This is a genomic window from Halomonas sp. KO116, assembly GCF_000734975.2.
Taxonomy (GTDB): domain Bacteria; phylum Pseudomonadota; class Gammaproteobacteria; order Pseudomonadales; family Halomonadaceae; genus Vreelandella; species Vreelandella glaciei.
The window spans coordinates 4178835-4193159 of the sequence record NZ_CP011052.1 but is presented as its reverse complement, the minus strand read 5'-3'; the positions used below and the strand labels follow the sequence as shown (position 1 = coordinate 4193159).

Below are 14325 nucleotides of genomic sequence, written 5' to 3'. Positions count from 1 at the left end.
TGTTGCCATCCTCCATCTCACTTTAGGTCTTCATTGAGACCTTAACGCTGGCTGAGTCTTCGCAGTTGGCTGTCCGCTATGGAGACGGCAAGTTTAGAAACAGGTCGATAATGCTGGACAAAACATGCAGAAATTCGTGGAGAGCGTGGTGCGCGTTACTGATGTAATCAGTGGAATTAGTGCTGCTGCTAATGAACAAAGCATTAGAATTAGCCAGCTCAATAGTGCCACAACCCGAGTGCATTACAGTAATACGGGCATAGCCTACGAGTAATGTCTCCAGGCACCTCTTTTGCTAACGCCAGATAGAGAAGACCGGTGTTTGGCAACGTAGTTGTCGCGTAGATCCTTTATGCCGCTTCCTTCTGCGCTACCTCAAGCCTTTCAGGGTTGAGTGTCACAGGCCCAACAGGCTGCCACTTTCTCGTCTCTTTTGACCAGCGTGCTGGTTGTGCGGCTCGGGCCTGCTGATACAAAGCATGACGCTTGGCCAGAATATCCTTATCAAGACCTTGATGGCGTTCTGCTGGTGTCACGAAGCCTATGCGGCTGTGTCTATGCTCAGTGTTGTACCACCCGATGAAGTCTCTTACCCAGACCCACGCGTCGTCCAAGCTGGCAAAGCCGTTCATCGGCCACTGCGGGCAATATTTCAGCGTCTTAAACAATGATTCTGAGAAGGCATTATCATTACTGACCCGGGGCCTTCCCCGCGACGGCGTCACACCCAAGTCATGCATCTTGCTTAACAAGGTGACTGACTTCATGGGGGCGCCATTGTCAGAGTGCAGCACAAGCGGAGTGCGTAGGCATTTCTCGCTGAGAGCACTCCGTTGTAGCAAGGTCGCTGCGTCGTCCCCAGATTCTGCCGGGTGTACTTCTTAGCCAACCGCTTTGCGGCTGTAGATATCTTCGATCAGGTACAGATAGTAATACTGCCCTCGCACCGGCGAGGGTAAATAGGTGTAGGGGTCGAGCCGGGGCGCCCTGTCAACTTTTCAGTTGGTGGGTTTCCCCGGCCCGCCCTCCGAACCGGACGTGCGACTCTCACCGCATCCGGCTCTCCACAAGGTTATGCCAGTGCATCACTTGTCCAAGGTGTCGGGATCCGAGATCCCCGATACCGGTAGCGAGTCACCTCGACGGCGGCCTGCAAACCGTTGCGCTGACACTGCCGGCCATCGTCACCACCGACCTGCGTCTTAATGAACCGCGCTACGCCAAACTGCCGGACATCATGAGGGCCATGAAAAAGCCGATGGACGTCAAGACCCCCGCCGATTACGGCGTCGAGGTCGCCTCCAGGGTCAGCCTGCTCAAAGTCGAGTCGCCTGCCGAGCGCAAGGGTGGTGTGAAAGTCGCCTCGGTTGACGAGCTGATTGACAAACTGAAAAACGAAGCCAAAGTGCTTTAAGCCAAGTACTTAGCTACAAGTGCTTTGAAAGGAGTTGATGCCATGAGCATTCTGGTACTTGCTGCTTTACACGAAGGTCAACTGGCCGACGCTACTGCCCACGTTGTCGCGGCGGCCAAAGAGATTGGCGGCGACATCGACGTACTGGTGGCCGGGGAAGGCGTTCAAGCCGCCGCCGAGGCGGCCGCCAAGATCGAAGGAGTCACTAAAGTGCGCGTCGCAGACAACGCCGTTTACGCCGACCAGCTTGCCGAGCCGCTGAGCGCGCTGCTGGTCGAACTGGCCGATGATTACACTCACGTGCTGGGCAGTGCCTCCACTACCGGCAAAAACGTACTGCCGCGTCTGGCCGCACTGAAGGATGTCAGCCAGCTGTCCGACGTGCTGGCCGTGGATAGCGCTGACACCTTCAAACGCCCGATTTACGCTGGTATCGCCATTGCCACGGTAAAAAGCGACGACACGCTAAAGGTAATCACCGTGCGCACCACCGGCTTTGATGCGGTCAGCGAAGGTGGCAGCGCATCTATCGAAGCGGTCGATGTGGTGGTTGAAAACAGCCAATCCAGCTTTGTCATAGAAGAGTTAGCGAAGTCGGATCGTCCCGAGCTGGGCGGCTCCAAGGTGGTGATTTCCGGTGGTCGCGGCATGGGCAACGGCGAAAACTTCAAGCTGCTCGACGGTATTGCCGACAAGCTGGGGGCCGCCATTGGTGCTTCCCGTGCGGCGGTCGACGCCGGTTACGTGCCCAACGACATGCAGGTCGGCCAAACCGGTAAGATCGTTGCCCCGGATCTGTATATCGCCGTGGGTATCTCCGGTGCCATTCAGCACTTGGCGGGCATGAAGGATTCCAAGGTGATCGTCGCGATCAACAAGGACGACGAAGCGCCGATCTTCCCGGCCGGGCCTACTAACAGTTAGTGGCCTTGTTGTCGGCTGCGCCATCTGTTCGTAGCAAGTATGCCACTGGGTATGCCCGCATGCAGTTAGCATTGTAAGCCAGAAATGAAAGTCGATGTGATCGCGTACGAACTACTATGGAGCCTCTGATTAACGTAATTAGCGAAGTCTAGACAAGGCAAAAATCAACGAAAAAGCGGAGTTTACGAGCTGTAAATGAGCATTTTGAAGTGATTTTTAACGCCGTATAGGCAAGCGCAATAGTTAATCAGGGGTTCCCTATCATACGAAACTGTTAAGTACTCAAAACCTTGCTCTAACCTTAATGGCAATCAGTTAAGTGTTTTAACAATTAGCTTATAATGCGGTAGTCCGGTATTAGTTTTTTTCTGATACCGGATTTTTTAACCCACTTTAGCAGGCCATTGATGCCATCACTCGTTTTACCCCTGATAGCTTCTCCAGCCTCGTAGAAGCGCTTTCTCACGACATGATAGTTTGGTCAACTGCGGGTACGGCCATGTTCAGCCATACCCCGATGGGGCTAGTGGTTAATCAGCGCGACACCTTTTATCCGATAAAAGCTCTTTCGCGACCTCTAGTGTAGTGGTGCAAGTACGACAGAGTTGATGCTGTAAAACCTTTCTTGCCCCCATATTCATTGGTGGGGGGTAACACTCTCAAGAGTGGACGTTGTCGTACGGCATACCCCTTTTGGTTCATCTGACAGTCAAGCTGCCTTTATGCGTACTAGTAACTCGCTAAAAGCACGCACGAAACGGCCTGACTTGCCCACCACTCAAAATGCTCTCCTTTACTTCGTAAAGTAAAGGGTCAAGAGGTTCAAGTATTGACTCCAATGACTAAAAGGCTATGCTTTCCTTGTGCCAATATTGTATCTAATGATAATTAATACTAGGAAATTTAGCTTGTCTATCAAGAAATAAAGCAATCGCGTCAACAATCAGACTTAGCAGTCACTTTGACCTTCTTCTTTTTTCGTATTCCTACCCAGTAGGTAAAAAACACCGCTAGCATTATCAAAGCTAATGCAACGGGATGGTCAAGTAAAGCTCTCGGGTTTCCATTAAGGATAATCAAAGCCTGGGACAGTGAGCGCTCAAGCTGTGGCCCCAAGAAAAAGGCGATAATGAACGCTACGACAGAAAAACCAAACGCCTGCATCAAATAGCTAATAGCCGCGAAAAGAATCATAACTTTGACGCCAAATATACCGCCAGTGGTCAGATAAACGCCTACAATACAGAGCAACAGGGCAACGGAGAAAATGATCGAAGCTGGTGCACGAACGACTCTGGCCCACAACCGGATTCCGAACTGCCCAACCAGTAGGTTTAGCAGGTTAGCGATCATCATGGCACCAAATAGCCCATAAATAAGTTGCCCCTGATCACGAAATAGAAAAGGTCCGGGCTGGATACCCTGTATAATCAGCGCACCGATAATAAGTGCGGCCGTTACATTGCCGGGAATACCTAGTGTCAGTAAGGGTATAAAATTCGCCCCCATTACCGCTGAGTTAGCCGACTCAGTAGCGGCCAAGCCATGAATGTTACCCTTACCAAAGCTTTCAGGTTCCTTCGACGCGCTTTTAGCAGATGCATAACTCAGAAACCCGGCAGCTGTTGCCCCTACGCCCGGTATCGCACCGATAATCGTGCCAATGACACTGCCTCGCAACAAAGTATAACGACACGACCAGTACTCAGACCAGAATAGGCGATTGTTAGGGTTAGAGCTATCTGGCGACAGTTTGATGGTCGGCGTGCCACCGACTACGTATCCAGCAATCTGGCGCACGATTTCGCCAACCGCGAGCATACCGATCGCAACGGCCGCCAGCGGCAAGCCATCATCAAGCTGGTACTGGCCGAACTCTAGTCGTGGAGTACCGTGCTCGGGATCAAGCCCGACGCTGGCGCAAAGCAGGCCAAAGGCCGCTGCAGCAATCCCCTTGGCCATTGAGTTGCCCACCAGTCCTGTAATGATCGAAAAGGCGAAAATCATCAGAGAGACAATTTCAACAGGCCCTGTCATCAGCGCCAGTACAGCGAGTGGCGCGGCGACTGTAATCAATACTATATCGCTCAGCGTATCGCCGGTGGCTGAGGCATATAGTGACAGCTTCATAGCTTTCACCCCTTTACCCTGCTGGGCCAGTGGATATCCATCCATAGCTGATGCTGCCGCTTCAGGAGACCCCGGTGTATTCAGCAGGATAGCCGGAATTGCGCCACCCACGGTTCCCCCCTTGGCGATCCCTACGAGAAAGGCCACAGCGGACAGTGGACTCATCACATAGGTGAATGGCACGGCGATGGCAATCGCCATCGGCGCGGATAGGCCAGGAACGGCCCCAACAAACTGACCGAGGGCAACACCGAGCAAGACGAACAGCAGGTTAGTCAGGGTAAAGGCATCAGCCAGCCCGGCCAGAATTACGTTAAGTTCAAACATGGTAATACCTCAGGGAAGCGGGCGACCGAGTAGAATTTCAAACAGCATCCAGATCAACAGCGGCGCGACGATACCACCGATCAGCAGCCAACTGACTCTGCGTTCCCCCATGAACAGCATCACAGCCAGCACACAGGGCGGTGCTACCAACAAGAAACCGACCCTCTCGAGACCCAAGGCCGCGACGAGTGCCCCGAGAGTAACAAGAAGAGCGCGCGTGGCTTCGCCAAGACTGAAGTGCACAGTACCTGTGGGAAAAAAAAGCTGCACTAACCCACAAATGAGAATGGAACCCGCGGCGAAGGATGGGAAGTCACTCGGAGCCAGGGCTCCGTAGGACACCGGAACGGTCTGGGCGGGAATGATGACCAGTAGCAAGACAGCGCCAACCAGCACGCTGAATCCGCCAAGCAAGCGGTGGCTATTCATTTCGAAACCTCTCGATGCGTCACAGTATGGAAGCAGAAGTGCCATAGCACTCCTGCTTTCTTTTTTACCAAAGTCGAAGTTCATTCAGCGGCTTTAATAAGCTGTTCAGCACCACGCAACGAGCGGGTCATCATTAAGGCCGTTTGCTCGACGCCCAGGTTATTGGCCTCAATGTGCATGCTATTCTTCAACACATCGATCACCTCGGGCGAGGTGATCGCGCTGTCGAGGGCGGTAGCCAATGCCGACTGGGCATCGGCGGGTAATTCCTTAGGAGCAATAAAGACGAAATGCGGCTCTTCATAGCCAAACTCATAGCCTTGCTCAATCAGTGTTAACTGATCCGATGCCACGGGATGGCGCGCTCGGGTCGCTGGCGCTAATACCTTCAGCTCCCCATCCTCGACATACTTGATATGAGCCCCTCCGTCGAAACCAGAGTCAACATGACCGCCAAGAATATGCTGAAGAACTGTAGAGCCACCCTGAGCGGGGACTGGTCTAAGTGGCGCTCCACTGAGCTTTGCAATGGCACGCACTAGCAACTCGCTGCCCTTACTCTGTACCGCTACCGTTGCTCCGTCGTTACTGTTAGCATAGTCAATCAGACTTTCAATATCCGTATATGGCGCATCCGACTTCGCAATCCAAGAGATCGGTGCTACCCCAGCCGTGCCTAGGTAAGCAAAGTCTTCCAGCCCATAATGACTGCCCTGCCTAGTCGCTAGGTTGTAGATTAACGACTCCGATACCGCTAGGCCGAAGGTCAAACCGTCTCCCGGTTTGCGTACCAGCCCCCCCGCCATTACAGTGCCTCCACCACCCGGCTTGTTTTCGACCACCAGTTTCCAGCCCTGCTCATTTTCGATTTGCTTGGCGATCAACCTTGCAACCGTATCAGCACTCCCTCCTGGGCCAAAACCCACCTCAAGCCGAATCGGTGCCGAGGGCTCCCAGTCACCGGACCAAGCCTGTAATGGAAGAGCGGTAGCGACACCAATAATCGCTACACTCAAGCTGGATTGGAGAAGTTTTCTGAGTTTCATGATATTTCACCTTTAATTGTTTTAATTAGATTATTCCGAATGAAAAGCAGCCAAGATAAGCTGCGTGCATGATTATCTTTTATTTTGCGTGTTATTAGTTACGTATTCCACTGCACCAAAGGGGGATAAGTATATAAGTCGACATAGCCTCTCGAGGCCATAGCCCGTCATTTTATAAGGTTTGTGACGCACTAGAGAGTTCAAAAAAGATATGAAATGGGGCAGTTTGCAGCATTGTTCCTTCATTCAGAGAATAGTATCTGCACTCTGATTGGCTTCATCATATTTGTTGCTAATATCACATACATAGATGATCTCCTCTTTTACTAACCGAGTAATTTCGTTTGCCCCATAGCCCATCTCCGCTAACACTTCGGCAGTATGCTCGCCATAGAGAGGAGCACCGCGCGACGTTACGCCGTCGCCGCTGGAGAACTTGATCGGACATCCAAGGGCATTGATCTGGCCAGCAATTGGATGCTTCACCTGGATTACCATCTTTCGAGCCTTGACTTGGGGGTCTTCCAACATCTGCATCATGGTATTAACCGGGCCAGCTGGCACGCCAGCACGCTCAAAGGCTTCAACCCAGTCGTTGGTCGGACGAGTAATTAAAACCTCCTCCATCATTTGTATCAGAACATCACGGTTCGCCATACGGTCACCATTGGTGGCAAAACGCGGATCAGTAGCCATTCCTGGTAAATCAAGCACACTCGGTATCCGCTGAAAGTTCGACTGGCCGATGGCGCCAATATTGATCCAGCCGTCCTGGGTACGAAATGACTGATAAGGTGCCGCTACAGGATGAGCATTGCCCATGGGACCAGCAGAAACCCCCGAAGCAAATGCCAGAGCGGCTGGCCAATAGGTATGTATCACCGAGGCTTCCAGAAGAGAAGTATCAACGTATTGCCCTTTACCTGTTTTCAGCTTTTCAATATAGGCGGCCAAGATTCCAGTGGCGGCTAGAATCCCCGCAGTTACATCACCGACAGGTACCCCCACTTTCACGGGTGGTCGGCCAAGACCTTCTCCAGTGACTCCCATCAGCCCCGACATGCCCTGGGCGATAAGATCATATCCCGCCCGCTGTGAGTAAGGGCCATTGGTACCGAAACCCGTAATGGTGCAATAAACCAAGCCTGGGTTCAGCTGCTGTAGCTCATCGTAGTCCAACCCCATCCTTTTCATCGTACCGGGCCGATAGTTTTCCAGCACAATATCGGCGCTCGTAATTAATTTTCTAGCAATTTCTTGCCCCTCTGGAGTCTTTGCATCCAAAGCCATGGCTCTTTTATTACGATTAATAATCATAAAGGAAGCAGACTCTCCTTCTACTTCCGGTGGCACAGTCCTTCGCGTCTCATCTCCACCAGGCAGCCTTTCAACCTTAATGACGTCTGCCCCCATATCTGCTAGCAGAAGACCTGTCACCGGACCAGACATAACATGAGCAAACTCGATCACTTTTAGGCCAGCCAAAGGCCCCTTTGGCTGATTGTCATTTTTCATTATTCACCTTCCCTCAAACTGTGGTTTTGTTTTACTAAGAAACGACAGATATCCAGCCTTATAATCTTGAGTATCGAAGCATGCATAACCTTCAGCCAGCTCTTCTTTATCGAGAGGATGTGAATTGCTACGCAAACGCTCGATAAATTTCTTATGCCATCGGGCAGAGAGAGGAGCCCCTGCAATAATACGAGAAACCGCTTTTAGTATTTCTTCTTCAAAACTATCACTGCTCACTACACGATTGACAATGCCTTTAGACTTTGCCTCGTTAGCTCCTATAACTCGCCCCTCAAGCAATATTTCAAGGGCTACATTGGGACCAATCAACCTAATGAGCCCTTCAAGCTCTGGATAGGCCAACGTCGCACCTAACTTGTTAATAGGAATTCCAAATCGGCTGTCTTCACTGGCAATACGTAGGTCACAAAATGCGGCTAGTTCCATACCTCCCCCAACACAGACGCCACGAATAGCCGCAAGCGTTGGAATTGGGCAGTCTCTGACAGCATGCATAGCCTTATGACCATGCTTAGAAAACTCGATTGCCTGAGCTTTATTGCTACGCATCAACTCGAATTCTTCAATATCGGCACCACTACCAAAAGCCGAATCACCTGCACCGCGAAGCACAACGCAGCGCAGGTTTTTCTCGCAAGAAAGCATCTCGATGGTTTCCGCCATCTGAACCCACATTGCTTTACCCATTGCATTACGTTTGTGCGGGTTATTGATTATTACAGTAGCGACATAACCATCACGTTGGACTTCAATTTTGCCATTCATTATTTTCTCCTTGTTGTCTGGCTTGATCGTAGCGCGTACCCTGAAACTAGAAAAATAGGGTTTTCAACTACCACCATAGCGGCAACCTATACCCCCTCTACCATAGTCTAAAGTGAGAATAGTCTTGCAACTTCGCCAGCTTCATTATTTTTCCCGAATTGTAGAGGAAGGTAGCTTTTCCCGTGCCTCCCAATCGCTGCATATTGCTCAGCCAGCACTTAGCCAACAAATCAATCGCTTGGAAGAAGAGCTTGGTGTCAAACTATTAACTCGAAGTGTTCGCGGTGTACTGCCCACGCAGGCCGGGCTAGCCGTTCACCGGCACGCACAGTTGATTCTCAAGCAGGTCGCTGCGACCCCTACTATTGCCGCAATAGCCGACTCCGGGCCAGCAGGCCCTGTTGCGGTAGGACTTCCTCCCACCATTGCTACTAGCATCGGGCTCAAGTTACTTAAGGTCGTTAGTGAGCAATTCAAGGCAATTCAACTCGAAATAGTGGAAGGCCCAAGTCAGTTTTTGGCAAATCTACTATCCCAAGGGAAAATAGATATATCGATCATATTTGACGTTAGTGCAAAAGAAAAAGTAAAAGTTAAGCCATTAGTATCCGAGCCACTTCTTTTTGTAGGAAAACTCGGCACTATAAAGACTGAAAGCACCCTGTCTCTATATGACATATCCAGTTACCCACTTCTTCTTTTTAGCAGGCCTAATGGTATTCGTGAAGCAATAGAAGCAGCTTTTGCTTCAGACGGGCTAACTCCAAAAATAGTTGCGGAAATTAATTCTCCTAACCTTCTCATTAATGCTGTGCAGGCTGGTATGGGATATTCCATTATTCCTTCACTCGGGCTTGATCAAGCTAAAGAAAAAATGAAACTCGATGTTATTAGGCTTTCCAACCCCAATCTTAATCGTACTGTATTTCTGGGTACTTCCGACATGACACCGTTAATGCCAGCTACTCAAGAGATATGTCGTGTTATTGAAGAGTTAATTTATGACTCAACATTAAAAAATGATCATCAATAAACCATGACAACATAATCGGAAGCTGAGTTGCTGTTATCATTAAATATTTTAGACTTCTAGCCTGGATTTCTCATAGTACCTCAGCCAGTACCGCACTCAGGCTGTAACACCGCTAAACACCTACTGGCTCGACTTACATCGGCTACTTTTTAACCACTTTCCGGCGTTCAGACACACTTCCCCCTTTCCCCCATTGCTTCGGGCCGGGGGCGCCCGAGCAGTCAGTTAGGAACCAACCGCCTGACGAGATCGGATAGCGCCGTTTTATAGGGGTAGCTGTCACTCATGAGTACTCGGATTCGACGCGTATTGCGGATGATGACCGCGCCTACTTTGATGAGCTTGAGCCTCAGGTTGCTCGGACTCATGCGCGCGAAGGGCGTGTGCTTCAGATAAGTCCGTAACCGCTCGAACAGCGTATAAGCGAAGCCCGACAAGATCAGCCGCCACTGATTGGCCCACCAGTGCGTGCTGGAGGTCCGGTCAGCAAACAGGCTCAGTTGTTGATCCTTGATCCGGTTCTCCATGTCACCCCGGGCACAGTACTGCTCGTAGTAAAGCTTGAAGCCATCATCGTAACGGGAACTGATGATAAACCGGGGATTAGAGCCTAACTCGCCTTCTTCTAGGCGGGCCACCACCCAGCGTGAGTATTTCCAGGAGTGGGCTTGATACTGGAAGCGGAACGTCCCCGCTACTTTCCCTCCCACCTGCCATTGGGTCTTGCGCACCAGCATCATGGGGACGTCCACTTCCTTGAGCAGCCGGCTGTTCTTGGCGATTCCCACGATGTAGTCGACGTGATGCCGATCACACCAGTTCAGCATCCGGGGACGACAAAAGTGGCTATCACCTCGTAACACGATGCGCGTATCGGGCCAGTATTGACGGATAAAGCGTACCAGTAAGGCGAGGATCGCCCAGCTATGGCGGCTGTCGCTGCGGTCACTGGTGCGCAGATAGCTCACCAGTAAGTGGCGCCCACAGAAGACATACAGTGGGAAGTAGCAGTGGTGATCGTAATAACGGTTAAAGAACTTGCCGGGTTGCTCGCCATGCACGGGGATGTCGGTGCCATCAAAGTCCAGCACGATCTCCTTTGGTGGTTCGTCATGCTGTTCAATGAAGTGATGCCACAGCAACTCATGGGCCTTCACTATTGCTTGCCGATCGGCGTTCTGCTCCACCCGGCACAGCGTCGACTTGCCTGCCAGCGTATCCTCTTCACCGAGCGCTGTCTGAAGGGCCTGATCATAGCGCAGGGCCTCATGGTCGTTGAAATCTTCATAGCCAGCGGCGACACCGAACACCCGCTGACGAACCAAAGTGTCGAGCTTATGACGAACCTGTTCCGGTGCGCGGGGATCATGAAGCACGGCGGCCAAGCGGCGTGTCAGGCGATGCTGTTTATCGACTTCACGAAGCAGGAGTAATCCGGCGTCCGACGTAATGTGGCCCCCGGAGAAGTCGGCTTCAATTTGGCGGCGTGAGAGTGGCGAGAAGGTCAGCTTTTCAGGTACCATTTTGGAAGCGGCTGTTGGTGCTTGATGGATTGGTTAGGTTCTTGAAATCATAGCACTTTCAGCCGCTTTCTTTTATACCCTGTGAGAAATCCGGGCTAGAAACGTTAAAATAGACTGTCGGCATTACATACCTACAGTTGTTCAAGGTGCTATCAATGGAACTTTCAGTGGGCTTGCCGTCATCAATGTACGGGATGCCGCCGTTATAGGGTGTGGTCCAACATTATGGTTGCCGCCAAAGATATGGTTCCAAGGTAACCCGTCAAGCATGACCAGTGGCTCGTCTTTCAGAAAAGCAAATACCGAGTTGATCATGGTCTGGTTGGCAAAAGCATGCGCTGGGTGTTGACAACCGCCTGGGGCATTTCGGTGGTTCCGGATGTGAACATAAATGTGGCAATGGTGTCGCCGATTACCTGTTGGTTCGCCTGCGCCAGCGAAACGGCAAGTCTGCTATAACAAATCATTCGTAATGATTAACCCGACTGCTACAGCCATCTATAGAGTGATCGAAGTAGATGGCAATCACGGGGGTGTCAGTAACTTACCGAAGTTCATCGAAATCAGCGAATAGACAGTAGAAATAGGTGAAGAGGGCACGCTATGTACATGACCTAAAGTACCATTATTGTGGTTTCGGTGCGTAATTTAATTGGTGTCTTTCTTACTCGATTGCTTTGCCTTTACGCGGCGGACTAGTATTAAAACCTGTATTCCCCCCTCTCTCAGCCTTGTTGTCCGGTTGGTGATATCGCCTAAATCTAATCCAGAGGGAGCGGCATGGAGTTCTTGTGCCACGTTATTCTGCAGAGCGCAAAGCAGCCGTCCTGAAGAAGTTGTTACCACCCCATAATCACAGTGTGGCATCGGTAGCAACAGAGGAAGGCATCTCTGACGCGACGCTGTATAGTTGGTTAAAACAGTGTCGAGTAAAAGGAGTGCCTGTGCCGGGTTACACCCAAGGCGACAGCGAATGGTCGCCCGACGCCAAGCTCGCCGTGGTCATCGAAACCGCCACCCTGTCAGAGGCGGAGCTTGGCGCTTACTGCCGCGTAAAAGGCCTTTATCCCGAGCAAATTCAACAGTGGAAAGCGGCTTGCCTCGAAGGCGCTGGTCGGCAAGAAGATCAGGAAAAAGCGGCGCACAAGCAGCGTAAAGAAGACCGTAAGACCATCAAGGAGCTCAAAGCGGAAGTGCGTCGCAAAGACAAGGTAGTGGCAGAGACGACGTCGTTACTGGTGCTCTCAAAAAAGCTCGACGCCTTGTACAGCGGCGAGGACGACTAACGCCGCTCGACGAACGTGCAAGGCTCATCGCGCTATTTGACGAAGCGGTGGTGGGTGGCGCTTCCCGCTATCAAGCAGCCGGTATTATCGATGTAAGCGAGCGCACACTAAAGCGTTGGCGATCTGAGTGTGGCACTGTTGTTGAGGATCAGCGTCCACAGGCGGCACAAGGCAGGCAGCCGCATCAGCTGACGCATGAGGAAGAGCAGACCATTTTGAACACGTGTCATCGTCCCGAGTATCAGAGCTTGCCGCCGTCTCAAATCGTGCCCTTACTGGCAGACAACGGCGTCTATCTGGCCTCCGAATCGTCGTTTTATCGGGTCTTGAAAAAGCATCACCAGCAGCACCCTCGTGGCCGTACGAAAGCACGCCGCACAGTGCCCGCGCCGACCAGTTTTACGGCGACAGGGCCGAACCAGGTTTGGAGCTGGGATAGTGTGCCGCAGAGGCACTAGAGAGCGGATGTAAGGATGCAGACACTTTACTGAGCCATAAGCTCAGCAAGAGATGGTGGTGGGCCCACCGGAGTCGGCTGTCGGAAGCAGGCTTCAAACCAGCCCAAGCTGCATGCATTAAGAGTGCTTGTGGTGAGCATTGGGTCAAAAGGCTGCACAGTGATGCAGTCAGGTGTGATATTGAGAGGCGAGCGAGAGCGAACCCATGATGACGTGTCGAAAACCATACGTGACATCAAAACCGGGGGCGTGTCCCATCCCTGGGATGAGCTTGCGGGTGTACTCCGAATGCTGCGCAAGTGGTGTCCGGCATAAAGTGGGCGCGACTTAATATTAGGCTCTTGCTGGGAACTGCGGGAACCAGTCATCGTAATGTTTAAGGGAGAAGGCACAAGTGGCGATCACCACAAGGCCGAGAGTACCGAGGCACGATACTGGGACGGAGCTGTTCGTAGTAGTGACGAAGCCTCTGTAATGGAGGGGGAGCGAAGGGACAGCGTCAAGCAGCCTGGACCTCGGTCTCAACTGCGAAAGCAGGAGGAGGGCCGATGTCAGGCAAAACCATTCGACATTGATAAGTGGTTAGTTGTTGAAGCTTACAAACGGGTCAAAGCCAACGCAGGATCTGCCGGTGTAGATCGGCAGTCCCTAGAAGACTTTGACCGTGATCGAAGAAACAATCTCTATAAACTCTGGAACCGAATGTCTTCGGGCAGCTATATACCGCCCCCGGTTCGTGCTGTCCCAATTCCAAAGAAGTCAGGAGGTGAGCGGATACTGGGCATTCCGACTGTAACGGATCGAATTGCTCAGATGGTAGTCAAGCTTCAGTTCGAACCTGAGGCAGAGCCGCACTTTCTTTCAGACTCTTACGGGTATCGTCCGGGAAAATCGGCGATACAGGCAGTTGGCGTTACTCGAAAGCGGTGCTGGCGTTATCCATGGGTACTGGAATTTGACATCCGTGGTCTATTCGACAACATTCCGCATGAGCTCCTGCTAAAGGCGATTGACCGGCATACCGCGAATCCATGGGTGAAGTTATACATCCGACGATGGCTAACGGCACCCTTGGAACACGCGGACGGCCTAATGGTTGAGCGTGATAAGGGAACACCGCAGGGAGGCGTTATCAGCCCTGTTCTGGCCAATCTCTTTTTGCACTACACCTTCGACCGATGGATCAGTCGGCACTTTCCGGCCATTGAATGGTGTCGATATGCTGATGATGGCCAGCTCCACTGCTCCACTGCTCCACTGCAGCACTCAGAGGCAGGCTCGATTCCTACTGCACAGACTGAGTGAGCGGTTCAGGGAGTGCGGGCTTGAGCTACATCCAGAGAAAGCCCGAATTGTTTACTGCCAGGATCACCGTAGAACCGGAACCCATGTGCATACATCTTTTGATTTTCTTGGCTACACGTTCAAAAAGCGTGTAGTGAAGGGCCGAGCCG

11 protein-coding genes and 2 pseudogenes are annotated in these 14325 nt (G+C 51.7%); 6 read left to right on the top strand and 7 right to left on the bottom strand.

Annotation, left to right across the window (positions count from 1 at the left end; translation table 11 throughout):
* Window positions 1-350 precede the first annotated feature (350 nt).
* Window positions 351-965, bottom strand: a pseudogene (locus KO116_RS19165) (transposase); the annotation flags it as partial.
* Window positions 966-1135: 170 nt separating this feature from the next.
* On the opposite strand from KO116_RS19165, the pseudogene KO116_RS19160 reads away from it, so the two are divergent.
* Both KO116_RS19160 and KO116_RS19155 read left to right on the top strand, forming a co-directional pair.
* A pseudogene (locus KO116_RS19160) lies at window positions 1136-1414 on the top strand (electron transfer flavoprotein subunit beta/FixA family protein); the annotation flags it as partial.
* Between the two features lie 42 nt (window positions 1415-1456).
* Window positions 1457-2338, top strand: coding sequence for an electron transfer flavoprotein subunit alpha/FixB family protein (locus KO116_RS19155; protein ID WP_045812180.1), 882 nt, complete (start codon window positions 1457-1459; stop codon window positions 2336-2338).
* A gap of 936 nt (window positions 2339-3274) precedes the next feature.
* Here the strand turns inward: KO116_RS19155 and KO116_RS19150 are convergent.
* The 5 genes from KO116_RS19150 to KO116_RS19130 all read right to left on the bottom strand — a co-directional run bounded on the left by KO116_RS19150 (window position 3275) and on the right by KO116_RS19130 (window position 8571).
* Window positions 3275-4795, bottom strand: a complete 1521-nt coding sequence (locus tag KO116_RS19150; RefSeq protein ID WP_035563549.1) for a tripartite tricarboxylate transporter permease — start codon at window positions 4793-4795, stop codon at window positions 3275-3277.
* A 9-nt stretch (window positions 4796-4804) separates the two neighbouring features.
* Entirely contained in the window at window positions 4805-5269 is a 465-nt protein-coding gene (locus KO116_RS24210) for a tripartite tricarboxylate transporter TctB family protein (protein ID WP_052703803.1), read from the bottom strand.
* A 35-nt stretch (window positions 5270-5304) separates the two neighbouring features.
* Window positions 5305-6270: a tripartite tricarboxylate transporter substrate binding protein gene (locus tag KO116_RS19140; protein ID WP_035563555.1), complete on the bottom strand. Its 966-nt coding sequence runs from the start codon at window positions 6268-6270 to the stop codon at window positions 5305-5307.
* A 246-nt stretch (window positions 6271-6516) separates the two neighbouring features.
* Window positions 6517-7785: a CaiB/BaiF CoA transferase family protein gene (locus KO116_RS19135; protein WP_045812179.1), complete on the bottom strand. Its 1269-nt coding sequence runs from the start codon at window positions 7783-7785 to the stop codon at window positions 6517-6519.
* Window positions 7786-7788: 3 nt separating this feature from the next.
* Window positions 7789-8571, bottom strand: coding sequence for an enoyl-CoA hydratase-related protein (locus KO116_RS19130; RefSeq protein WP_035563559.1), 783 nt, complete (start codon window positions 8569-8571; stop codon window positions 7789-7791).
* A 124-nt stretch (window positions 8572-8695) separates the two neighbouring features.
* On the opposite strand from KO116_RS19130, the gene KO116_RS19125 reads away from it, so the two are divergent.
* A complete protein-coding gene (locus KO116_RS19125; protein ID WP_035563562.1) occupies window positions 8696-9604 on the top strand; it encodes a LysR substrate-binding domain-containing protein in 909 nt (302 codons plus the stop codon).
* A 221-nt stretch (window positions 9605-9825) separates the two neighbouring features.
* Here the strand turns inward: KO116_RS19125 and KO116_RS19120 are convergent, their stop codons facing one another.
* A complete protein-coding gene (locus tag KO116_RS19120; RefSeq protein WP_035565795.1) occupies window positions 9826-11127 on the bottom strand; it encodes an IS1380 family transposase in 1302 nt (433 codons plus the stop codon).
* A gap of 791 nt (window positions 11128-11918) precedes the next feature.
* Here KO116_RS19120 and KO116_RS19115 point away from each other — a divergent pair.
* The 3 genes from KO116_RS19115 to KO116_RS26210 all read left to right on the top strand — a co-directional run bounded on the left by KO116_RS19115 (window position 11919) and on the right by KO116_RS26210 (window position 14176).
* The gene (locus KO116_RS19115; protein ID WP_035565008.1) at window positions 11919-12413 is read left to right on the top strand and encodes a transposase; all 495 of its coding nucleotides are present in this window, start codon (window positions 11919-11921) and stop codon (window positions 12411-12413) included.
* Window positions 12414-12463: 50 nt separating this feature from the next.
* On the top strand, window positions 12464-12871 hold the full coding sequence (locus KO116_RS19110) for a helix-turn-helix domain-containing protein (RefSeq protein WP_158414222.1): 408 nt from the start codon (window positions 12464-12466) through the stop codon (window positions 12869-12871).
* Between the two features lie 372 nt (window positions 12872-13243).
* Window positions 13244-14176 carry a group II intron reverse transcriptase/maturase gene (locus KO116_RS26210; RefSeq protein WP_327050445.1) on the top strand — a complete coding sequence of 311 codons (933 nt, stop codon included), beginning with the start codon at window positions 13244-13246 and terminating at the stop codon, window positions 14174-14176.
* The last annotated feature ends 149 nt before the right edge of the window (window positions 14177-14325 follow it).

Coding starts and splice junctions, on each gene's coding strand:
- KO116_RS19155 (WP_045812180.1), top strand. CDS start 1,457: ATGAGCATTCTGGTACTTGCTGCTTTACACGAAGGTCAACTGGCCGAC.
- KO116_RS19150 (WP_035563549.1), bottom strand. CDS start 4,795: ATGTTTGAACTTAACGTAATTCTGGCCGGGCTGGCTGATGCCTTTACC.
- KO116_RS24210 (WP_052703803.1), bottom strand. CDS start 5,269: ATGGCACTTCTGCTTCCATACTGTGACGCATCGAGAGGTTTCGAAATG.
- KO116_RS19140 (WP_035563555.1), bottom strand. CDS start 6,270: ATGAAACTCAGAAAACTTCTCCAATCCAGCTTGAGTGTAGCGATTATT.
- KO116_RS19135 (WP_045812179.1), bottom strand. CDS start 7,785: ATGAAAAATGACAATCAGCCAAAGGGGCCTTTGGCTGGCCTAAAAGTG.
- KO116_RS19130 (WP_035563559.1), bottom strand. CDS start 8,571: ATGAATGGCAAAATTGAAGTCCAACGTGATGGTTATGTCGCTACTGTA.
- KO116_RS19120 (WP_035565795.1), bottom strand. CDS start 11,127: ATGGTACCTGAAAAGCTGACCTTCTCGCCACTCTCACGCCGCCAAATT.
- KO116_RS26210 (WP_327050445.1), top strand. CDS start 13,244: ATGTTTAAGGGAGAAGGCACAAGTGGCGATCACCACAAGGCCGAGAGT.